Raw genomic sequence first — 21,594 nt, 5'->3', positions numbered from 1 at the left:
TAACGCATACCATATCCGTAAACCGCTAAAGCGGCAACGGCTATGGCAACTGGAGCGAATAAGCGCATGAGGGTCGAAGGCCATCAGAGCATTATTGAGGTAAGGAGGCACTGCGGGCAGATGCCCAAGTGTATCATGACTATACGTTGCTAAAGCAACTACAGTCATGACAAAGTGGATGTCGGGTCTGCATTTTGGAACGCATTTTCGCTATACTATTCAGAAACGCAAAAGAGGTCGGGCAATAGTCCCGACCTCTTTTCCTTTAATTAATAGAGAAGTTGGATCAATTCTTCTACATCCACATCTCCAAAGTAATGTTTCAAATCAACTTGTTCAAATGCTTCACGTATCGATTGGGCATCGTATTTGATTCCTTTTAGTTTTTCTTCCACATCTGAAAGTTCACCCATTCCGAAAAAGTCGCCATACAAGCGGATATCGGCAATCGTTCCTTTTTCGACATTTAGTTTGGCTTCGACTGTTCCGATGGACAACCGCTCACTTCTTTCCAAATCGAATTTAGGCGATTCCCCATAATTCCATTCCCAGTTGGCAGTGTATTTTTCCGCAAATGCTTCGATCTTTTCCCAGTCTTCTTCTGTCAGTTTGTATTCTTTTATAGCTGATACATCTTCCACGTCAAAGATATTCAATAAAAGCTTCTCGCGGAATTCTTTTGTTTTCATATATTGGAAGTCATCATCCAGAAACGGCTTAATGTTGGTCACGCGACTTCTGATGGATTTGATTCCTTTGGATTCTAGTTTATGTTTTTTAGGCTTCAGTGCCCCTACCACGGCATCAATCTGGCTGTCAAACATCAATGTTCCGTGTGCTGTCATACGTCCGTTTTTGGAATACATGGCATTACCGGAAAACTTTTGTCCGTTGATTACCAAGTCATTCCGCCCTCTCAACTCTGCGCCTTCCACTCCCATTTTATGGAGTGCTTCGATGACCGGACTGGTAAACTTTTTGAAGTTACGGAATGAATCTCCATCATCTTTTGTAATGAAACAAAAATTCAATACGCCAAGATCGTGGTATACTGCTCCGCCTCCTGAAAACCGGCGGACCACCGTCACATCATTTTTCTCCACATAGTCCGTATTGACTTCCTCATACGTGTTTTGATTTTTTCCGACAATAATCGCATTGTCATTAATATAAAACAACAAAATTGGTTCATCCAATAAGATTTCATTTAGTAAATAGTATTCAATCGCCAAATTTAATCGGGCGTCGTGAATTTCTTTCCCATTTCGCTCATTCCGTACATAATACATCGCTGCATTCTCCTTCTTCTTCCTGAATTCAAATCTCAATCTGCAAATGTTTTTGTGCAAGCACCACTTCAACTCCGGGTGCTTTGTCGGCAGCTTGTTTTCTTAACAGATCCAGATTTCCTTCTTGCGGCAGATGCGTTAATAACAACGTCGACACATTTGCTTCGTGTGCGATCCTTCCGACCTCTGTCGAAGTCATGTGCACGCGGTGATTCTCCATACCTTCAAAGAAATTGGTATCTGCCATCAATAAATCCGCCTCTTTGGAAAACTCTACAAGTTCCGGTTTGAAGCCGGAATCTGCCGTAAACACAAGAACTTTTCCGGTTGTTCTATCCTCAATACGGAATGCAAAACATGGAACCGGATGCAGGGTTTTCATGTGGGTCACATCAAACGGACCAATGGAAATTCTATCGTGTTCATCATACGCTATGCCTTCACTCACTAAGTCCATTGTCAATCGTTTGAACATATCTTGGTCTTCAGAATGCCCGTAAATCGGCAAAAGTGAGGTGCGTGAGCCGTCTGGGCGCCGCTTTAACTGACGGGTAAATTGCAGCACTCCTAAATCCGCAATGTGGTCATGATGGTAATGCGACAGCAAGACAGCATCTAACTCCAATGGATCAACGTGTTTTTCCAACGCTAAAAGAGCTGCACTTCCTGCATCAAGAAGCAAGTGAAAACCATCGGCCTCCAACAGGTAAGCACTGGTCCCTGTGTCCCTTGTTGGGTAACCGCCTAAATAACCGAGAACAGTCAATTTCATTTCTTTATCCTCCTTAGACTTAACCTGCTAATAGATACCTTACACCTTATCTTCTCTAAATAACACGAAAAACGAAAAAAAAGAAGAAAAACGATTTTTATTTTTTCCAAAAACCGTTTTTTCTACTTTTTTATACACAATTTCGTTTTTTAATATGATCCACGACCAACCGGCTGATTTGATTTCCTTGGCGGATACAAGAATTTATTCCAAATCCATCAATGCCGTTCCCCGCCAAATAAATTCCCGGGTATTCCTTTTTGAGGTGTGCTTTTATCTGCCCCATTTTTTCTTCAAATTGGACCGTATATTGAGGAACCGCATCGGGCCACCTTTTCAACACGCGGTAATTGGGGTCATTCTCTATATGAAGAATCTTTTTGATATCCTTCAAGATGGTGTCCTCTATCTGCCTGTTACTCAAAGACATCACAAATTCTTCGCCTGTCCGGCCAAAGTAAGCACCGATCAGTTCTTCGTCCATATTGTTCAGAAACGGCCATTTTTTATTTAGCCACACGAGAGATGTGATGAATGAGTTATTTCTTCTCGGTGACAAAACACCAAATCCTTCCGGCTCTCTTTGAATGGAGCCTTTTGGAAAACTGAATAGAGCGTATCCGATGGATGCATTTTGGATTGGATATAACAAATCATACAGCGCTTCATCATGAGTGAACATATTTTTGTATGTACTTGCTTCTGTCGCAATACAAATCGCCCCGACCCGCATCTGCTCTTTGTTATTGATATCCAATATATAGGTGCCTTCAATGCTTTTGCTGATTTCAGTCACCTTTTTGTTATACTGTATCTCATCTTCCAGTAAATCAGTCAAGCGGTTGGTTAACAGAGACATCCCCTGCTTAAAGGTAACGTAATTACCTGTTCCATCCAGCACTTCAGGATGTGCATGGATACCTTTGATGATGGAGCCATGTTCTTTTTCCATATCATAAATCGGTTCTTTTGATGCACGGATTCCCAACAAATCAATATCGCTCGAAAAAATTTGTGAAAAGTAAGGTTCCACAACATGCTCAGACATTTCTGCCCCTACTCGGCTTCTTAAATACTTGCTCACACTGTATTCCTCTGCACTTGATTTGTGAGGCATAAGCGTTTCTTTCAAAAATGTCAGTTTTCCTTGCACAGTCAGCATGTCATACTTAAAAATGTCTTTCCTGTATGCAGGTATTCCTTTATAAGTGGGGAATTCAAAGTGGTGCAACTTATCATAAAAGTAGATATCTTCTTTTCCATTGACACTATACACCATATGGTCCTGGAGAGATAAATCATTGATGAGGTCAATTGCATCCGTTGCTCGGGTATCAATGGACTGAGGCCCCAGGTCAAAATAGTTGTCTCCAATTTTCATCGAGTAAATTTTCCCACCGGTTTGAATTGTACTTTCCAACACAATCAATTCAAAGGGTAAACCTTGCTCAGCAATCATTTGCTTAATTTTATAGGCTGTCGTCAGTCCCGTTATTCCGCTCCCTATGACAGCGATACGTTTTTTTGTTCTTTTCATAGTAAGGTCCACACTCGCTTGCTTCTTATTTTCGTGCATCTTCTTTTCATATACGTCTTTGATTGTATGAGTATTGTTCCCAAACCATATACTCGTACTTATTCATTGTCAATTAATCGGATGCTATTATTATACCATGCTTTCCCAGTTATTCTATCCTCAGAGCCAAATAAAGAGCACCGGATGCGCTTGTTTTTTCGTCTCACTGGAAAGTTCTTCATATGGGAGAATACAAAAGGGCTCAAGCTGTTTTATGCTTGAGCCCTTAAAGAAAATACTGTCCTACATTCAACTTCTTACTTTTACCCTTCAACCGCAGCCCATTTCAACGAGAGGGCAGGTCCTGCAGGGTGAATGAACACACCTTTGACATTCGTTTTACTTAGAGCAGTCATAAATGGTTGATACAAAGGAACGACCACCCCGTCTTCCAACAACACCTGCTCCGCTTCCAAAAGACGTTCCCATCTTACTTTCTCATCCGTCGTTGTTTTTGCCTCTTCAACCAAGGCATCAAATGTTTCATTTGAATAATTCGAACGGTTTTGCGGACTCGTACTTTCCCAAATTTCAAGGAAATTGATTGGGTCGGAAAAATCAGCTGCCCATCCGGATAGTTGGATGTCATAGTTTCCAGTTGCGTCTTTCTTTAATCGTTTTGAAAAAGGCATACTTTGAATGGTAATTTCCAGTTGAGGAAAAACTTCCATCCACGACGTCTGTAAATATTTCATCGTCTCAATCGCGCTTTCCGTATCGTCCCCGCTGAGTTCAAGCGTCACTTTGTTTTGACCTAATTCTTGCAGTCCTTTCTCAAAGAACGTTTGAGCCAGTTGCAAATCACGGTTGAGAAATGACCCGTTCTCTTTACGAAAATCTTTCTTGGACACAGGACTGACGGCCACACCGGCTGGGACAATTCCACCAGCAGGTTCCGCTTCGTTTTTTAACAAAGCATTCAATTCCTCTTTATTAACGGACAAGGCCAAGGCTTTTCGAATGTTGCTGTTAGCCAGTGGGGAAGGTTTGTTCTTCCGCATCAAATTAAATTTTATAAAGACGATCGAGGAAGTTGGGTAATCTCGTATCTCTTCCGGCCGCTTAAAATTGGCCAGCATGTTTCCTGATGCTGGAATCCAATCCACCTCATCGTTTTCATACCGTGTCAGAGCCGTGGAAGGTTCCTTCAACACATCCACAGTGGCTTTATTTAGTTTGACTGTTTCTTTATCCCAATAATGGGTGTTTTTCTCATAGTCCCAAGCCAAACCCGTCTCGCTCCACTCCGTTAACAGAAACGGTCCGTTCGATAACACGGTTGAAGCGTTTTCCCCAAAGGATTCTCCTGTTTCTTCCAAAAACTTTTGGTTGAGCGGGAAAAATATCGGAAGCGACAACAGTTTCTCCAAATAAGGATGGTCCTTTTCCAGTTCCACCACCAACGTTTTTTCCGATGGTGCATGCACACCCAGCTCCTCGGGCTCAACTTCTCCTGCAAGGATACTTTCGGCATTTTTGACTACGCCTGAAAAAAGATGACGATACGGCGCTCCGGTATCAGGATCGACTGCGCGTCTCCAAGAATAAACAAAGTCGTCCGCTGTCACAGGCGTTCCATCCGACCAAACGGCTTCTTCTCGTAATTGAAACGTATACGTTTTTCCATCGTTTGTCACTTCAGGGCGATTGGCTGCCATCCCAAGTTCCATCTGGTTGTTGGGTCCTTGTCGATACAGTCCTTCCATTACGTTGTTCAGTGCATTGAAACTCACTCTGTCGAAAGCAAGTGCCGGATCCATAGTAGACAATTCGGAACGTTCAATCATCCGTAGCTGTCCTGTTGAATCGGATGGCTGTGTTTCACTTGGTTCTGCACTTGTCGATTCGCTGTTCTCGCTGCAAGCAGACAACATCAACATCGCACAAAAGCTACATAATAGCAGTAACCATTTTGTCTGCTTCATTGACCGTCTCCCCTTTTTTAGTCGTTCATTTCATTTACTATACCATAGAACAGCGGTGGGTTTGAATAAGACTTTGCTTATCGTTTTTTCATGAGAACACAAAAAAACTCTCCTCACAGACGGAAGAGAGTTCAAAATGTACTTATTTGTTCAATGCAGTTTTAGCTTGCTCTGTCAATGCAGTGAATCCTTCTGCATCGTTGACAGCCAAGTCCGCCAACATCTTACGGTTGATGTCGATGCCGGCAACTTTCAAACCGTGCATCAATTTGCTGTAGCTCAAACCGTTCATGCGTGCTGCAGCGTTGATACGCGCAATCCACAATTTACGGAAGTTACGTTTTGTTTGTTTACGGTCGCGGTATGCATACTGGTAGGATTTCATCACTTGTTGGTTTGCTACTTTGAACAAGCGGTGTTTTGCTCCATAATATCCTTTAGCTAATTTTAAAACTTTTTTACGGCGTCTGCGGCTTACTACGCCACCTTTTACTCGTGCCATGTTGTTTCCTCCTCGATTATCGTCTCAAATTTTTTGGCTTCGTTTGGTCAGTCAAACTTATTTCATTTGAGAAAGTTGTTGTTTAATGCGTTTGAAGTCGCTGTTGGATACCATAGCAGACTTACGCAACTGACGTTTTTGTTTTTGTGTTTTGTTTGCGAACATGTGGCTTCGTTTTGCATGGCTGCGTTTCAATTTTCCAGATCCTGTTCTCTTGAAACGTTTTGCAGACCCTTTGTGTGTTTTTTGTTTAGGCATGTTGTTCCCTCCTGGATAAGTGATTATTTCTCGGCTTTTGGCGCCAACATGATGAACATGCTGCGGCCATCCATTTTAGCTTTTTGTTCGATTGCAGCGATATCCGATACTTCCTCGGCTAAACGTTCTAGAACTTCGCGGCCAAGGTCTTTGTGAGTGATCGCACGTCCTCTAAAACGAATGGATGCTTTTACTTTATCGCCTTTTTCAAGGAACTTACGTGCGTTCTTGAGTTTGGTGTTAAAGTCATGCTCATCGATACTTGGACTTAAACGAACTTCTTTGACTGTAATGGTTTTTTGGTTTTTCTTCGCTTCACGTTCTTTCTTTTGTTGCTCATAGCGGAACTTTCCGTAGTCCATCACACGGGCTACAGGGGGGTTCGCGTTAGGAGCGACCAAAACCAAATCCAAATTCGTCTGCTCAGCTAATCTGAGTGCTTCACTTTTGGATACCACGCCGATTTGTTCTCCGTCTTTGCCGATTACACGCAATTCACGTGCACGGATTCCGTCATTGACAATCATGTCTTTTGCTATGGTCATTCACCTCCGAATATTTTGAGAGAAGAGAGCAGAAAAAAAGACGGGTGCTTTCACGCAGCCCGTCTTATCTTTCAATCCGCACTTGAAGCATGGGTAATCCATGCCAAGTCTTGAATAAGATATCTGCCCAGGGATATAGTCCACTTAGGCGAGAAGCGGGTGCTTCTGCTTTGTTTTCTCAACTTCACATAGAATACCATGCATACGAATGTTTGTCAAATTCTTTTCGTGATTTTTTATTGTACCAGGCCGCTGATTTGGTTGACCTCTTCAGATAGAGCAGCCAAAAATTCGGATAACTCCATTGTTTGGGTGGCTTTTTCCCCATAACGACGGACGGCAATCGTACGATCCGCCATTTCATTATCTCCTACCACCAACTGATATGGAATTTTTTGAGTTTGGGAAGCACGGATTTTGTACCCCATTTTCTCATTCCGGTCATCTAATTCCACGCGTATTCCCATCGCTTGCAGTTTGCTTTTAATTTCTTTGGCATATGCTTCATGCATATCTAAGTTTACTGGAATAAGCGTCGCTTGAACAGGTGCCAGCCAAGTCGGGAATGCTCCTTTATATTCTTCAATCAAGTAAGCAACGAAGCGTTCCATTGTGGAGATGATTCCTCGGTGGATAACAACCGGACGGTGGGTGTTTTCTCCATCTTCTCCAACGTAAGTCAAATCAAAACGTTCAGGCAGCAAGAAATCCAATTGTACAGTCGAAAGCGTTTCTTCCATACCGATGGCCGTTTTCACTTGGACATCTAATTTTGGACCGTAAAAGGCCGCCTCTCCTTCTGCTTCAAAATACTCCAATTCCATTTCATCCAACGTTTCTTTTAACATGGATTGTGCTTTTTCCCACATCTCGTCGTCATCAAAGTACTTTTCTTTGTTGTTTGGATCACGGTAGCTCAAACGGAAGCGGTAGTCCGTGATGTTGAAATCTTCATAGACGGCAAGCATCAGTTCCACTACGCGTTTGAATTCCTCTTTGATTTGATCAGGACGGACAAATACGTGTGCGTCGTTCAATGTCATTTCGCGTACCCGTTGCAGGCCGGACAACGCGCCGCTCTTTTCGTAACGGTGCATCTGCCCTAATTCCGCAATCCGAATTGGCAGCTCACGGTAACTGTGAACGTCCCGTTTGTATACTTCCATGTGGTGCGGGCAGTTCATCGGACGAAGAACCAGCATTTCTCCGTCTCCCATATCCATCGGCGGGAACATGTCTTCATGATAATGATCCCAGTGTCCGGACGTCTTGTACAAATTCACATCTGCCATAATCGGCGTGTAGACGTGTTGGTAGCCCAAGCTGATTTCTTTGTCGACGATGTAACGTTCGATGGTTCTACGGATGGTTGCGCCTTTAGGTAGCCAAAACGGAAGACCGGAACCGACGTCCGGATTAATCATGAACAAATCCAATTCTTTTCCGAGTTTTCGGTGATCGCGTTCTTTGGCTTCTTCACGCATTTTCAAATATTGCTTCAAGTCTTTTTTATCGAAGAATGCAGTCCCGTATAAACGCTGCATCATTTTGTTGTCAGAATTTCCGCGCCAGTAAGCTCCTGCAAGCGACAACAGCTTGAATACCTGCACCCGTCCGGTTGACGGCACATGAACCCCACGGCACAAGTCTACAAATTCGCCTTGTTCATAGACAGTGATAATTTCACCCTCTGGAAGTTCGTTAATCAATTCTTGTTTGTATACATCGTCTTTAAACAAGTCCAACGCTTCTTCACGTGACACTTCCCGGCGGACAAACGGGTGGTTTTCTTTGACGATGGTCATCATTTCCTTCTCAATCCGTCCCAAATCGTCTTCAGTGATTGTTTCCGGCGAGTCGGTGTCGTAGTAGAACCCATTTTCAATTGCAGGTCCCACTCCGAATTGGATGCCTGGATACAACCGTTTCAGCGCTTGAGCCATGATATGTGCAGCGGAATGCCGCAAAATATTCAAGGCGTCTTCGTGATCCGGTGTGATGATTTCCAGGTCTCCATTTTCAGTCAATGGGCGTGAAAAATCGACATGCTCCCCGTTGAATTTTGCAGCCAACCCTTTTTTAGCGAGTGATTTGCTGATGTCAGCTGCGATTTCTTTTGGTGTGATGCCAGACGGCACTTGTTTTATTGCCCCGTCAGGCAGTTGAATTTGAATTTCCGACATTTTTATTCCTCCATCCACATTTAATAAACATATAAGCAATGATGAACAAACAAAAAAGAGCCCCATCGCAGCTCGTAAGCCGCGATGGGACGCTTGAATGCGTGGTTCCACCCATGTTCAGAACAAAGACACTCTTTGTTCTCTCTTAGTCGTTAACGCCGACAGACGTCCGCCATTACTCTTTTTTCACGGCGGCGCTCGAAAGGGGTCGTTTGAATGTGTTTTAAGGAACTTCCACCAATTGTTCCTCTCTCTGAAAAAACGGGCACGCAAACGGTGTCTTTCTCATTGCTTTACGTTATTTGTTGAAGTTAGCTTATCATGTTTCTTTTTTTTATTCAAGAGACTTTTTGTGTCTGTTTTACGGAACTTTCGTCACTCAGTATGACGCCGGTTTTCCCCTTTCATGGAAACTTCTTCCGCCAAGAAACGGATACGCTCCATGATTCGTTTCGCTTTCAGGGGCTCATCTTCTCCTCTTTGGCTGACTGTCAAATGTTCTTCTTCCAGTTGCTTCATGTTGAAATTGGAGGAGAAGAATGTCGGCAGCTGTTCCTGCATCCGGTACTGCAGAATCACCCCAAGAACGTCGTCACGAATCCAGCTGGACATCGAATCAGCCCCGATATCATCCAACATCAAAATCGGCGCACGTTTGACCGCATCGATTTTTTCTCCGGTTGTGTTTTGGCTGATGGACTGCTTCATTTCGACGGCAAAAGAAGGGAAATGCATCAATGTGGTGACAAATCCATTTTCAGCCAGCTCGTGGGCGATTGCCCCCAGTAGATACGTCTTCCCTACTCCAAACGGGCCTTCCAGGTACAACCCTTTATGGAATTTCTTCGGCGCTTCCAAATACTCTTCAATAAACGCAAACACCTTTCCAAGGACTTCTTGGCGCTCTACCGTAATTTCTATGTCCGCCAGTGTGACGTCCCGAATATCTTTCGGCATGTCCATCGACCGAATCCGGCTTTTGATTTCATTTTCACGCTGCCGTTCCAATAATTCAGGAGTCGGCACGTACGTGACCCCTACCCGCTTATGATTTAAAATCAACTGCGGTCTGTATCCTGGGGCCAACATCCCTTTCTTTTGTTGGAATTTCTTTTTTTCCTGCACATATTCGTACAATTCACTCGAACTTCTTTGAATAGCTTCATCGTCCAACACGGAACGATTTTCTGCCAGGAAACGACGGACATCTGGATCGTTCATCACTTCGTTCATCAACGTTTGATATCGTTTGTTCAATTCGTTTCGATCCATGATTTGTCTAAGGTTGTCTCCGACGTTGTCCATCATTGGTCACCTTCTTTCCGATAACTGCGGATTTTCTTCAATCTCTCTCTGAACGCTTTTTGTTCTTCTTCGCTCAGCCGCTGTTCTTTCTTTTCTGGCTGATCGTCTCTTGCCCAATCCGGCAATGTTTCTTTGCGATATGCTTTGTTTTGCTGCGAGTAGTTTTGCTTCCTTCCATAAGAAGCTCCCTTTTGGGTGTTGTTGTAACGCGCTTTGGTTGCCTGGCGAAGCTCTTTCACTTTTTTCATCGCTTCTTCCGGTGAAGAAATGTTTTGCTGTGCCCAGTCGTTGGCAATCTTGTAAGCTAAATTGCGGTCAAACACAGGACTGTTTTTCACCACAAGAATATAGTGAATCAAAATATTCACCACAGAGGCAGGGAGCTTGGATTGGGACAGTATTTCTTCCAACGTCCATTGTTCCGGTCTTGTGACAAACCCATTTTTTTGTTCTTTGATGGACTGCAAAAAAGCCATTGGCCGGTTTTCTTCACTCGACTCAATCACTGCGATTTCCCCTGAAGAAAAACCGTCTTGCCGCAACTGATTTTTTCTTTCGCGGTATTGGTTTTGTTCCTCTTCCAAGACTGTTTGAACCTTATCGGTCACCACGATTTTTTGGTCGTTCTGATTATGAAATGTTCGATGGGCATTCGTTTTCAGCTTCTGTATATCCAATACGCCTGATTCCACATCACAGGCTTCCAAAACGTATTGTTGCATTTGAAGTTCGTCAATTCCATACATTTCATGAAGCATAAAGATGGCGCGTTTTGCTTCTGTATTGACGGATTCTTTTTTCACAAAGTGTTTGTTCAAGCCGTTGTAAAAAAAGTCCCAATCGAACGAGTCACTTTGAATGGTCAGTCTTGGTTTTGACTCGCTTGAAACAGAGAGAGCGTTTTTGAACGGTGCATTCAACGACACCAGTTGATTATGTTGTTCAGTGGTAGGATTAAATTGGAACACATCCAGGAAAGACTGCGTTACTTCCCGGTAATCTTGTTTATCAATTGATGGCACCGAAAATTTTGCACGTAGGCTTTGATATGTTTTTTCCCCCACCCGCTCCAGCAACAATAAGCTGATGACATCATCCGCGAAAAAGTCAACGGCTGAAAGAGGCGGGTGCAGCTCATACAAATAAATGTGCTCACTGTCTTTTTTCTTATACGTACGCAACAACCCCACTGCTTCCAGCCGGACGCGTGACTGATAAAAATCCGCAATCCCAAAACTCAAAACCGCCAACAATTCAGCCACTAAAACTTCTTCTCTTCTCTGTGAAAACTGAGGAGCATTTTCTCGTAATGTCATATACAAACTATAAGCTGATGCTCCAATCACAGGTTGATACAAAGACGTTAACACTCGTTGATCAATATCAGAAAGAAGGGCAGTTTGACTGACGATATAGCCATCTTTTGGCGATAAATTTTTCCATGGATAACTCACTGCCACACGCGCCTTTCTTACTCTTTGTTCTGATTGTTTTGTTCTTCCAGTTCACTTCGCTTTTTTTCCAACTCTTGCATTTCTTTCATGAAAACTTCGATATCTTTGAATTGTCTATAGACACTGGCGAAACGAATATACGCAATTTCATCGATTTTGGCTAATCGGTCCATTACATACTCGCCAATTTTAGTGGATAAAATTTCATTTTCTCCGCGTTTGCGGATTTCGCGTTCCACATCATCGACCAATGCTTCCATCTGTTCCATCGCAATCGGTCTCTTTTCACAGGCACGAATGATTCCCCGCAATAACTTCTCACGGTTAAATTCTTCTCGGTTTCCATTTTTCTTAACCACCAGAATAGGAGCTTGTTCAATACGTTCAAACGTTGTGAAGCGGTACGAGCAGGCTTCACACTCTCTTCTTCTGCGGATGGCACGTCCGTCATCTGCCGGACGACTGTCCACCACTCTGGTTCCATTATGTTGACAGCGCGGACATTGCACGTTTCATCATCCTTTATTGTTTGATTCAGGTTCTTGGCATACTTTTCCTATAATAAATATAAGCTTATTATATCACAGGGGACGTGTGATGAGAATCGCAAAAAAGGACTGGTATAGACACCAGTCCTTTTCCGGTTCACGAAAGGAATCCTTGTTTTTGTAACCAATCCTCAACTTGTTTCTTTGTCTCTTTTATTGTTCCATTGTTGTCGATTAAATAATCTGCTCTTGTCATTTTTTCTTTTAAGGGCATTTGGGCATGGATGCGGTTGAGAGCTTCTTCGCGCGTCATCCCGTTACGCCGAATCAGACGTTCCAACTGAATGTCTTCGTCAACAAACACAACCATTGTCTTATCTGTCTTTTGATCATACCCAGCTTCGAACAACAACGGGATATCCAATACAACCAATGGAACTCCTTCTTCCAATGCCTGCTTGGTCTGCTGTTCAATCCATTCCCGGATGTCCTGTGCCAACATTTGATTCAATGCTTCCCGTTTGGTTTCATCACTGAACACTTCTTTCCCCAATTCGGATCGGTTCAGTGTACCATCCGGAAACAGCACCTTTTCTCCGAAATATGCACGGATGCGTTGCAGGCCTTTGCTTCCCTTTTTTACAACTTCTCGTGCGCCCAAATCGGCATCTATCACAGGAAAGCCGTACTCTTTGAATATTTCACTCACAGTTGATTTTCCTGAAGCGATGCCGCCCGTTAATCCGATAATCACTGTCTGGCTCCTTCTTTCCGCCGTGGCTTGATACTTAGACTTGGCAGTGTGGGCAGTAATGTGTCCCTCGCTGCGCAACTTTCTTTTTTTCAATCGTGGTGCCGCATCGCACACAAGGTTTTCCCTGACGGCCGTACACATTGAGAGCTTGTTGGTACGTCCCGTTCTCTCCAAACGCATTTTCGTACGTCCGAATCGTTGTCCCACCCGCTTCTACCGCCTGTTTCATCGTTTGGATGATGGCCCGGTGAAGGTGTGTGATGTCCTCTTTCGAAAGAGAACTGGCTGCTCTGTCCGGTCGTACGGCTGCTTGGAACAATACCTCGTCAACATAAATGTTTCCCAGTCCGGCAACAGCTGTTTGGTCCAACAACACTGCCTTGATGGATTTTTTTCGTCGTTTTAGTGCTTGAGAGAAGCTTTGTTGATCGAATGCTTCTTCAATGGGTTCCGGCCCCAGACGGCGTAAAGACGGCACGTCATTTTCTGTTCCTTTTGGCACGAGCAACATCCGGCCGAATTTGCGGACATCCGCATAGCGCAGTTCCCTTCCATCCTGTAAATGGAAGACCACATGCGTATGCTTTGAAAGCGGCTCGTCCTCTTCTGTGACTCTAAATTTCCCTTCCATCCGCAGATGGGAAATCAACGTATATGAGGTCAGGTGAAACAGCAGGAATTTTCCTCTTCTGGAAATTCCTACTATTTGTTCTCCTTTGATCGCTTGTTTGAATCTGTTTGCATCCTCTGGCAAAGCAATAATTCGGTCCCAGAAGACTTCTGCTTCTTGGATAACCGCCTGTTGGATTAATTTTTCCAGTCCTTTACGGACGCTTTCGACTTCTGGCAGTTCCGGCACTAGCTCTTACTTCCTTTCTTACGGGGTTACTTGGCTTCGTACCAATTGTCTCCCCAACTGCTTTCAACTTTCAATGGTATGGACAGTTCAACTGCATGCTCCATCACTTCTGTAACAAGTTTTTCCAAAGTTTCAATCTCGTCTTCCGGCGTCTCAAAGATCAGCTCATCGTGAACTTGCAACAGCATACGGGCTTGCAGCTTCTCCGCTTTCAGCCGTTTATCCATTTCAATCATCGCCACTTTCAGAATATCCGCCGCACTTCCTTGAATCGGCGTATTCATCGCTGTCCGTTCCGCAAACGTTCGTAAATTGAAGTTGCGGGAATTGATGTCCGGCAAGTACCGTCTGCGGTGGAAGAGGGTTTCCACGAAGCCTTTTTCTTTTGCTTCCCGAATCACGTTGTCGATGTAGTTTTTCACTCCAGGGAAACGAGCAAAATACGTGTCAATGTATTCTTGCGCTTCTTTCCGGCTGATACCCAAGCTTTCAGATAATCCGTAATCGCTGATTCCATAGACAATACCGAAGTTGACGGCTTTCGCGTCCCGACGCATGTTCGGAGTGACTTTATCGGGACTGTCCAGCCCAAATACCCGCATTGCAGTAGTGGTATGGATATCCTGGCCTTCCACGAAAGCCTCTTTCAGGTGTTCATCATCAGAAATGTGCGCCATGACGCGCAGCTCGATCTGGGAATAGTCGGAAGCGAAAATCTTCCAGCCTTCTTTGCTTGAAGTGAACGCCTGCCGGATTTTTCTTCCCTCTTCCAATCGGATAGGAATGTTTTGCAAGTTGGGGTCCACCGAGCTCAACCGCCCTGTCCGCGCAACGGTTTGCAGATAGCGGGTATGCACTTTTCCCGTCTCTTGATTGATGACTTTCAGAAGTCCTTCAATATACGTGGATTGGATCTTTGCAATCTGACGGTATTGCAGTATGTCGTCCACAATAGGCGCTTGGGGACGCAATTTTTCCAAGACATCTTGAGCAGTAGAATACCCTGTTTTTGTTTTTTTGATGACCGGATAGCCCATCTTCTCAAACAGAATCACACCCAATTGTTTCGGTGAATTTAAGTTAAATTCTTCACCGGCTTCTTTGTAGATGCGCTGCTCGATCGCCTCCAGCACTTGTTTGAATTCGATTCTCATTTCTTGCAGGCGTTCTGCGTCCACCTTGATGCCTTCAATTTCCATCTCAGCCAATACTTTGGACAATGGAAGTTCCATTTCTTTCAACAGCGCTTCCTGTTCGTTGGCGACCAACTCTGCATCCAGCATTTCCGTCAACAGCCAAATGGCGTTGACCTTTCTAGCGACATGTTCATACATGGCTGATTTGTCTTCTGGAATTCCCTTTTTCTTTCCTTTTCCATAAACAGCTTGATCCGGGGCGACTCCTGTGAAGTCGTGTTCGGAAGCAACGTCCGCCACATCTCCGCTGCTGTCTCTGGCCGTCAGCAAATACGAAGCCAACATCACATCAAAGTCAATTCCTGATACCGTCAGGCTCTTGCGGTTTAAAGCGACATAGGTTTTCTTAGCATCGAACACCGTTTTCTTCATCGCTGCATCGCTCAGCCAACGTTGGAACGGCTCGGACGCAAAAGCGGTGTCAGGCGAAGTGACATAGATGCTCTCGTTGTGTCCCCACGCCACAGAAACGATGTCTGACTGGTGGTAGTTCTCATCCAACATTTCAACGTAGAGCGCCATCCCGTCACCCAGCATGTCTTCTGTAATGGATTCAACGAACTGATACGACACTTCTTCTTCGTGATTGTTCAATTCTTCCAGGTATTCACCCGTGTCCAATTTTTCAAGATGCGATTTAAAATCCATTTCTTTGTAAAATTGGACCAGTTTTTCCATGTCCAACCCGTCATACATCAAATCGTCTATTTTTATTTCTATCGGTGCGTCGGTATCAATTGTAGCCAGCTTTTTACTCAGGAAAGCTGTCTCTTTTTCGTTGATGAGGTTTTCTTTCATTTTGCTTTGTTTCATCTCATCGATCTGCTCATACAAGTTTTCAACTGTTCCATATTGCTTCAACAGTTTCAAAGCGGTTTTTTCACCGATTCTGGTGACACCTGGAATGTTGTCCGATGCGTCTCCAGCGAGCCCTTTCATGTCTACAATCTGTTCCGGATTGATGCCCATCTCCTCTTTGATGTGCTCCACGGTCACTTCTTCGATGTCGCTGACCCCTTTTTTGGTCAAATCGATACGAACATTTCTGGAAGCCAATTGGGTCAAGTCACGGTCCCCGGTCAAGATGACGACTTCCATTTCGTCTGCATCCACTTGTTTGGTCAATGTGCCGATGATGTCATCCGCTTCGTAGTTAGGAAGCTCATACAGCGGAATGCCAAATCCATCAAGAAGGTCTTTCAAATACGGAATCTGTTCCGATAATTCCCCCGGCATGGACGTACGTCCACCTTTGTACTCCTCAAAATATTCGTGCCGGAATGTGGTTTTCCCTGCATCAAACGCAACCAACACATGTGTCGGTTCTTCTTTGTTCATCACAGCTTCCAACATATTATGGAAGCCGTACAAGGCATTGGTGTGCAGACCATTGCGGTTTTTAAACCGTTCCAATTGCGCATGCAAGCCATAAAACGCTCGAAAGGCCACACTGTACCCATCGATGAGCAATAATTTCTTCTTCGCCATAAAACGCACCTCTTTATCTTTTCCCATCATTTTTCAGGGTCTTTGTATCTTATTCTCTTCCTTATTCTAACAAACCACATACAAAAAAGGAAACCGGGTCTATGCCCTGGTTTCCTTTTTCATGCATCTGAAGAGCTTTAGATTTTTCCGCCTTCATATGACAGTCTTTTAATGTTTTTGTGCACTTTGGCTGAGGATGGTTTCGTATGCTTTTTCAAATTTTTGCACGTCTCCGGCACCCATAAAGACAACTACGGCATCTTTATGATCCAATAATGGAGAAACGTCTTCTTCCTGAATCACTACGGCGCCTTTTTCAACTTTGGCACTTAAGTCTTCAATTTTTACTTCTCCAGCTTGTTCTCTTGCGGAAGAGAAAATGTCACACAAGTAAACAGCATCAGCCAGATTTAAAGCTTCCCCAAACTCGCTGAGTAAAGCAACGGTCCGTGTAAAGGTATGCGGCTGGAAAACTGCCACAATTTCTTTATTTGGGTATTTTTGACGAGCCGCATCCAAGGTGGCACGGATTTCCACAGGATGGTGTGCGTAATCATCAATGATGACAGAATCCATGACGCGTTTTTCCGTGAAGCGGCGCTTCACTCCGCGGTAAGTCGTCAATTGGTCTTTTACTTTTTCGCGGTCGATTTCTTCAAAGTAGCAAAGTGCAATCACGCCGAGTGCATTTTGGATATTGTGGTTTCCAAAAGATGGAATTTTGAAGTGATCGTAGAATTCTCCCCGCATGTAGACATCAAAAGCAGAACCTTTTTCTGTCCGCTTGATGTTGCGCGCTTGGAAATCATTGTGTTCGCCAAAACCATAATAAGTAACAGGAACATCGGTTTCCAGTTTAAGCAGGTATTCGTCGTCTCCGCAGGCAATAATCCGTTTCTTTACCTGATCAGCCATCTGCTGGAACGCTTCAAAAACATCATCGATGCTTGTAAAGTAATCTGGATGATCAAAGTCAATATTGGTAATGATCGCATAGTCTGGTTTATACGCCAAGAAATGACGGCGGTATTCGCATGCTTCCAAGACAAAGAAATCCGCGTCTTGAATGCCGCTTCCCGTTCCATCTCCAATCAAATAACTGGTTTTTTCGATGCCACTCATGACATGAGACAACAGTCCAGTAGTACTTGTTTTTCCGTGTGATCCCGTGATGGCCACACTTGTGAACTGGTTGATGAACTCCCCCAGAAACTCGTGGTATCGTTTGACGTCCAAGCCCAGCTCTTTGGCGCGGACAATTTCTGGATGCGTGTCTGGAAAGGCATTCCCAGCAATGACCATCATCCCCGGCTGGATGTTTTCTTCTCCAAATTCAAAAAACGTGATCCCCGCTTCTTCCAACCCCTTTTGGGTGAAGAAATATTTTTTTACGTCGGAACCTTGAACTTTGAATCCTTTATCATGAAGAATAAGAGCCAAAGCACTCATTCCGGACCCTTTGATCCCTACAAAATGGTAAATGATTTCTTGATTCATGTAACGATACTTCCTTTTTTTAATCTAACAGGATATCCGAATCCTCCTGTTGAGCAGCCGACACATTACAGCTGTTACGCAATTCTTTCCTACTATAGCGAAAGTTATCTAAAAAATCCAGTATTCCTCCACTATTGTCACTTGTTTGTCAAGATAAGTCTGACCCCTTCACTGCGTCTGCACGCTGGAGGTAATGCGTTGAGAATAAACTGGACATCATGTTGGTTTTTGTTGTTATCGACTGCTGCTCATCTTGCATGATTCCCGACAAGGTTTTGGAAAGCGCACTTTTCTTTTTAGGCGGATGTGTTTTTTTACCCGGCTTATTTTTCTCAAGGGGCTTTTGAGCAGCTGGACCCGGCAATAGTGGAACCTCATTCCGGTTTGCCGTCACAGCTTCTGCATCCTGTTTCGGTTTTTTATCAGTTTTCGGCTGCTCCGGTTGCTTTACAAACCCTTCAAACAATAAGCAGTCAGCATCTTCTTTTTGCAGCCGTTTTTTTAAGGCATGGTAATCCACTGTCTTTTTCTTTTTCTCTGGACGCGGATGAAGCCCATAATACGGCGAAGGAACTCTTCCCACTTGAAAAGGGGTGGAAGAACGCTTGGAACGAATAGGCTCCTTTTTTTTCGGTAGCGACGATGTCCGATCGATTGTTGGAGATGAACCGGCTGGCTTTGCCTCTTCTGAAGTAGAAGGCCTTTTGAAAAGCGAATTCGTAGGATTTGGTTGTTCAGCGGTCGGAAGAATGTCCGACGGTGTCGATTCATGTTTAATCCGTGCAGAGAGGGTGTCTGGTCGTTTCGTTTCAGAGGTGTCTATTTTGTTGAGTTCTTTATGGTAAATGCTGGGTCCATCGTAACCGGACATCTCATTCTCCCTTTCCTTCACGTATTAGTTTTTCCACTCGGTAAAAGGTCTGCCTGTTTCTTCACTTTCAGGCAGCACAAGAATTCCTTTCTGTTGCCCCTCAACGTTCAAGCCCAATTCTCTTGCGGAACAGATCATGCCGAAACTCGGTGTACCTCTCAATTCACCGGACCAAATAACTGTTCCATCCGGCATGACGGCTCCTTCTTTTGCAACTACGACTTTCTGTCCTTGTGCAATGTTGGACGCACCGCAAACAATCTGCAGCACATCTCCACCGTCAACCTCTGTCTGGGTGATGGATAAATGATCGGAATCTTCCATCGGTTCACATTCTTTGACATGTCCCACCACGAATTTAGGGGAGAGGTCTGCTTCCAGTACATCGTCCCAGCCGCTGTCTTTAATCAACCCGTTCAACACAGCGATCTGCTCTTCATTCAATTCTACCGGCCCATTTTCTGGGAAAGATAAGTGGTCGGTGATGGAAAAGAAGTTGAATCCAACTGTCCACCCCGTTTCTTTGTCTTGCAGACGCACGACGTTTCCCTTTTTTTCAACTGTTTGGTTCTCTCTGGCCCCTTTTTCCATTTGTACGATCAATACATCGTTTAATCCGTTGTTGTTGTAACTGCTGACGATTGTCATGTTTTATTTCCCCTTTTTCTACAATAAGTCTTTGTTTAATTTTTTTCTTTGATGATGTCCAGCGTACTCTTATCGAGTGTCCGCGCCACTTGCAAAACCATTTCTTTCGCTGCTGCATAGTCGTCGATATGGAAAATGGTTTGGTGGGTGTGAATGTATCGCGCAGGCACACCGATTACTCCGCTTGGGATGCCGTTGTTAGCGACATGGGCCGCTACCGCATCCGTTCCTCCTTTGGAAACGAAATATTGATAAGGAATGTCATGGGTTTCCGCTGTATCGAGCAAGAACTCCCGCATGCCTTTCAATGTGATCATGCCGGGATCTTGAATACGGAGCAAAAATCCTTCTCCCAAACGGCCGAAAGCAGTTGGGTCTCCGTTCAAGTCATCTGCCGGAGAGCAGTCAACCGCAAAGAAGATATCCGGGTCAAACTGATGAACGGCTCCTTTTGTTCCGCGCAATCCGACCTCTTCCTGGACGTTTGCTCCTGCAATCAATGTATTGGGCAAGCTTTCTCCTTGCAGCTCTCTCAAAGCTTCCAATACCACGGTCACTCCAAAACGGTTGTCCCACGCTTTGCTGAGAATTTTTTTCCCTGTTGCCATTTTAACAGTTTCTACATCAGGTACAAGAGTATCTCCTGGACGCACACCATATTCTTCCGCTTCTTCTTTAGAGTCGAACCCTGCATCAAACAAAATATCTTCGACTTTGATTTGCTGCGGTTCTTTTCCTTTCATCAAATGCGGGGGGATCGAAGAGGAAACACATGGGTAGTCCCCTTTTCGTGTTTGAAGGGTAAAACGTTGGGAAGACACAACAAAAGGATTCCATCCACCCAATGGAAGAACCTTCAACAGCCCTTGTTTTGTGATGTTGGCCACCATGAAGCCTACTTCGTCCATGTGCGCGGCAATCATGACTTTTGGCGCTTCAAGAGAAGTGTTCTTTTTGATTCCAAACACTCCGCCCAGCCCGTCTTGTTGAATGTAGTCCACTAAAGGCTTCATTTCTTGCTTCATAAACTCTCTTACTTGGTGCTCAAACCCGCTGGTTGCTTGCAATTCAGTCACTTTTTTTATCAGTTCAAATGTTTTATCATTCATCTGTTTTTCCGGAAAGTTCCTTTCCAGAACGATCCCCCTTTTCTGTTCACTCACAGATTTTATTATACAGGAATCTTACTTGATTTACAGCCACCTTGAAAGGAGATTTGTGTCTTCCATAAAAAGCTTTGGGTTCTCTATGTGTTTTAGTTATGTTTGGAAAGTGATTGTGTTAAACTATAGCTGATAGTATGACCAAGGGGTGAAATAGGATGAGTTCAAAGACAAAAACAAAAGAAACACTCTCTCTGATTGGAGCAGCCATTTTAGGCGCAGGCTTCGCAGCCGGCTGGTTTGCTCGTCAATACGCAGTCGAAAAACGACCGATTCACGCAGATGACATTTTGGAAAAAGTGAAAAAGACATTTTTGAAGGAAGGCCCGATTGAAGGATCATGGATTGAACTGACAAAGGTTCCGTTAAGGAAGTTCGCCTATAAAACCGATGTGTATTATGGTGGAATCTCCCGCTTGGAAGAAGGCGAATTGGTTCAATACGAGTTTATTGCCGATGCTTATTCCGGGAGCATCATGGACGTCTACCGCGTATAAAAAAAGGCTCTATGTCAAATAGTGTTGGTGAGTCTTTTGAGAGGACAAAGTGATCACTCACTTTGTCCTCTTTTGTTAAACTGCGTCTTCCTCTTCGAAGGTCAATGCTCTTGGCGGATGGGTGGGAGCTGTCAACTGATAACTGATCAAAATTCTGGCACGTAAATTGTAAAAGTTCCGGTACCCGTATCCTGAACGCTTGATATTCTTGATTTTATTGTTCATGCCTTCAATCGCCCCATTCGAGAGGGTGTAAGTAAACGCGTGCTCAATAGATGAGTAGTACTTGTCCACGGTTTGAAGGATAGTTCGGACCCTTCGGGG

20 protein-coding genes and 1 other annotated feature are annotated in these 21,594 nt (G+C 44.2%); of the genes, 1 reads left to right on the top strand and 19 read right to left on the bottom strand.

What is annotated here, in order from left to right; genetic code table 11:
- Nucleotides 1-269 precede the first annotated feature (269 nt).
- The 18 genes from G470_RS0106765 to pepA all read right to left on the bottom strand — a co-directional run bounded on the left by G470_RS0106765 (nt 270) and on the right by pepA (nt 20,719).
- Nucleotides 270-1,289 (bottom strand): lipoate--protein ligase, encoded by a 1,020-nt coding sequence (locus G470_RS0106765; protein ID WP_028274175.1) that lies wholly within the window; start codon nt 1,287-1,289, stop codon nt 270-272.
- A 28-nt stretch (nt 1,290-1,317) separates the two neighbouring features.
- Nucleotides 1,318-2,061: an MBL fold metallo-hydrolase gene (locus tag G470_RS0106760; RefSeq protein ID WP_028274174.1), complete on the bottom strand. Its 744-nt coding sequence runs from the start codon at nt 2,059-2,061 to the stop codon at nt 1,318-1,320.
- Nucleotides 2,062-2,191: 130 nt separating this feature from the next.
- On the bottom strand, nt 2,192-3,598 hold the full coding sequence (gene hemG / locus G470_RS0106755; protein WP_028274173.1) for a protoporphyrinogen oxidase: 1,407 nt from the start codon (nt 3,596-3,598) through the stop codon (nt 2,192-2,194).
- 302 nt (nt 3,599-3,900) lie between these two features.
- Nucleotides 3,901-5,562 (bottom strand): peptide ABC transporter substrate-binding protein, encoded by a 1,662-nt coding sequence (locus tag G470_RS0106750; RefSeq protein ID WP_028274172.1) that lies wholly within the window; start codon nt 5,560-5,562, stop codon nt 3,901-3,903.
- Nucleotides 5,563-5,704: 142 nt separating this feature from the next.
- The gene (gene rplT, locus G470_RS0106745; protein WP_028274171.1) at nt 5,705-6,064 is read right to left on the bottom strand and encodes a 50S ribosomal protein L20; all 360 of its coding nucleotides are present in this window, start codon (nt 6,062-6,064) and stop codon (nt 5,705-5,707) included.
- A gap of 57 nt (nt 6,065-6,121) precedes the next feature.
- Nucleotides 6,122-6,322, bottom strand: a complete 201-nt coding sequence (gene rpmI, locus G470_RS0106740; RefSeq protein ID WP_028274170.1) for a 50S ribosomal protein L35 — start codon at nt 6,320-6,322, stop codon at nt 6,122-6,124.
- Nucleotides 6,323-6,345: 23 nt separating this feature from the next.
- Complete coding sequence (gene infC, locus G470_RS0106735; RefSeq protein ID WP_028274169.1) at nt 6,346-6,867, bottom strand: translation initiation factor IF-3; 522 nt, start codon at nt 6,865-6,867, stop codon at nt 6,346-6,348.
- 236 nt (nt 6,868-7,103) lie between these two features.
- The gene (thrS, locus tag G470_RS0106730; RefSeq protein ID WP_035445229.1) at nt 7,104-9,050 is read right to left on the bottom strand and encodes a threonine--tRNA ligase; all 1,947 of its coding nucleotides are present in this window, start codon (nt 9,048-9,050) and stop codon (nt 7,104-7,106) included.
- An 82-nt stretch (nt 9,051-9,132) separates the two neighbouring features.
- Nucleotides 9,133-9,348: a binding site (T-box leader), on the bottom strand.
- 77 nt (nt 9,349-9,425) lie between these two features.
- Nucleotides 9,426-10,355 carry a primosomal protein DnaI gene (gene dnaI / locus G470_RS0106725; protein WP_035445233.1) on the bottom strand — a complete coding sequence of 310 codons (930 nt, stop codon included), beginning with the start codon at nt 10,353-10,355 and terminating at the stop codon, nt 9,426-9,428.
- Nucleotides 10,355-11,809: a replication initiation and membrane attachment family protein gene (locus G470_RS0106720; RefSeq protein ID WP_028274166.1), complete on the bottom strand. Its 1,455-nt coding sequence runs from the start codon at nt 11,807-11,809 to the stop codon at nt 10,355-10,357. The genes dnaI and G470_RS0106720 overlap by 1 nt, the downstream gene beginning before the upstream one ends.
- A 17-nt stretch (nt 11,810-11,826) precedes the next feature.
- The gene (nrdR, locus tag G470_RS0106715) at nt 11,827-12,318 is read right to left on the bottom strand and encodes a transcriptional regulator NrdR (protein WP_028274165.1); all 492 of its coding nucleotides are present in this window, start codon (nt 12,316-12,318) and stop codon (nt 11,827-11,829) included.
- Nucleotides 12,319-12,454: 136 nt separating this feature from the next.
- The gene (coaE, locus tag G470_RS0106710) at nt 12,455-13,051 is read right to left on the bottom strand and encodes a dephospho-CoA kinase (RefSeq protein WP_028274164.1); all 597 of its coding nucleotides are present in this window, start codon (nt 13,049-13,051) and stop codon (nt 12,455-12,457) included.
- Between the two features lie 34 nt (nt 13,052-13,085).
- Nucleotides 13,086-13,910, bottom strand: coding sequence for a DNA-formamidopyrimidine glycosylase (gene mutM, locus G470_RS0106705; RefSeq protein WP_028274163.1), 825 nt, complete (start codon nt 13,908-13,910; stop codon nt 13,086-13,088).
- A gap of 26 nt (nt 13,911-13,936) precedes the next feature.
- Nucleotides 13,937-16,594 carry a DNA polymerase I gene (gene polA, locus G470_RS0106700; RefSeq protein ID WP_028274162.1) on the bottom strand — a complete coding sequence of 886 codons (2,658 nt, stop codon included), beginning with the start codon at nt 16,592-16,594 and terminating at the stop codon, nt 13,937-13,939.
- Between the two features lie 168 nt (nt 16,595-16,762).
- Nucleotides 16,763-18,091, bottom strand: a complete 1,329-nt coding sequence (murC, locus tag G470_RS0106695) for a UDP-N-acetylmuramate--L-alanine ligase (RefSeq protein ID WP_028274161.1) — start codon at nt 18,089-18,091, stop codon at nt 16,763-16,765.
- Between the two features lie 148 nt (nt 18,092-18,239).
- On the bottom strand, nt 18,240-18,962 hold the full coding sequence (locus tag G470_RS0106690; protein WP_028274160.1) for a hypothetical protein: 723 nt from the start codon (nt 18,960-18,962) through the stop codon (nt 18,240-18,242).
- A gap of 24 nt (nt 18,963-18,986) precedes the next feature.
- Complete coding sequence (gene ytpR / locus G470_RS0106685; RefSeq protein WP_028274159.1) at nt 18,987-19,604, bottom strand: YtpR family tRNA-binding protein; 618 nt, start codon at nt 19,602-19,604, stop codon at nt 18,987-18,989.
- Between the two features lie 41 nt (nt 19,605-19,645).
- Nucleotides 19,646-20,719: a glutamyl aminopeptidase gene (pepA, locus tag G470_RS0106680; protein WP_028274158.1), complete on the bottom strand. Its 1,074-nt coding sequence runs from the start codon at nt 20,717-20,719 to the stop codon at nt 19,646-19,648.
- 212 nt (nt 20,720-20,931) lie between these two features.
- On the opposite strand from pepA, the gene G470_RS0106675 reads away from it, so the two are divergent.
- The gene (locus tag G470_RS0106675; protein ID WP_035445228.1) at nt 20,932-21,270 is read left to right on the top strand and encodes a PepSY domain-containing protein; all 339 of its coding nucleotides are present in this window, start codon (nt 20,932-20,934) and stop codon (nt 21,268-21,270) included.
- A gap of 75 nt (nt 21,271-21,345) precedes the next feature.
- Here the strand turns inward: G470_RS0106675 and G470_RS12920 are convergent.
- On the bottom strand, nt 21,346-21,594 hold a 249-nt coding region (locus G470_RS12920), incomplete at its 5' end, for a transposase (protein WP_205617898.1).

The sequence above is a fragment of the Atopococcus tabaci DSM 17538 genome (assembly GCF_000429585.1).
GTDB lineage: Bacteria > Bacillota > Bacilli > Lactobacillales > Carnobacteriaceae_A > Atopococcus > Atopococcus tabaci.
Note: the sequence above shows the minus strand (reverse complement) of the source record. Positions and strands in the feature narration are given on the sequence as shown.

Excerpts from the sequence above, each read along its gene's own strand:
- polA (WP_028274162.1), bottom strand. The coding sequence starts at position 16,594 with ATGGCGAAGAAGAAATTATTGCTCATCGATGGGTACAGTGTGGCCTTT.
- infC (WP_028274169.1), bottom strand. The coding sequence starts at position 6,867 with ATGACCATAGCAAAAGACATGATTGTCAATGACGGAATCCGTGCACGT.
- G470_RS0106760 (WP_028274174.1), bottom strand. The coding sequence starts at position 2,061 with ATGAAATTGACTGTTCTCGGTTATTTAGGCGGTTACCCAACAAGGGAC.
- pepA (WP_028274158.1), bottom strand. The coding sequence starts at position 20,719 with ATGAATGATAAAACATTTGAACTGATAAAAAAAGTGACTGAATTGCAA.
- hemG (WP_028274173.1), bottom strand. The coding sequence starts at position 3,598 with ATGAAAAGAACAAAAAAACGTATCGCTGTCATAGGGAGCGGAATAACG.
- G470_RS0106675 (WP_035445228.1), top strand. The coding sequence starts at position 20,932 with ATGAGTTCAAAGACAAAAACAAAAGAAACACTCTCTCTGATTGGAGCA.
- thrS (WP_035445229.1), bottom strand. The coding sequence starts at position 9,050 with ATGTCGGAAATTCAAATTCAACTGCCTGACGGGGCAATAAAACAAGTG.
- G470_RS0106750 (WP_028274172.1), bottom strand. The coding sequence starts at position 5,562 with ATGAAGCAGACAAAATGGTTACTGCTATTATGTAGCTTTTGTGCGATG.
- murC (WP_028274161.1), bottom strand. The coding sequence starts at position 18,091 with ATGAATCAAGAAATCATTTACCATTTTGTAGGGATCAAAGGGTCCGGA.
- dnaI (WP_035445233.1), bottom strand. The coding sequence starts at position 10,355 with ATGGACAACGTCGGAGACAACCTTAGACAAATCATGGATCGAAACGAA.
- rplT (WP_028274171.1), bottom strand. The coding sequence starts at position 6,064 with ATGGCACGAGTAAAAGGTGGCGTAGTAAGCCGCAGACGCCGTAAAAAA.
- G470_RS0106690 (WP_028274160.1), bottom strand. The coding sequence starts at position 18,962 with ATGTCCGGTTACGATGGACCCAGCATTTACCATAAAGAACTCAACAAA.
- rpmI (WP_028274170.1), bottom strand. The coding sequence starts at position 6,322 with ATGCCTAAACAAAAAACACACAAAGGGTCTGCAAAACGTTTCAAGAGA.
- G470_RS0106765 (WP_028274175.1), bottom strand. The coding sequence starts at position 1,289 with ATGTATTATGTACGGAATGAGCGAAATGGGAAAGAAATTCACGACGCC.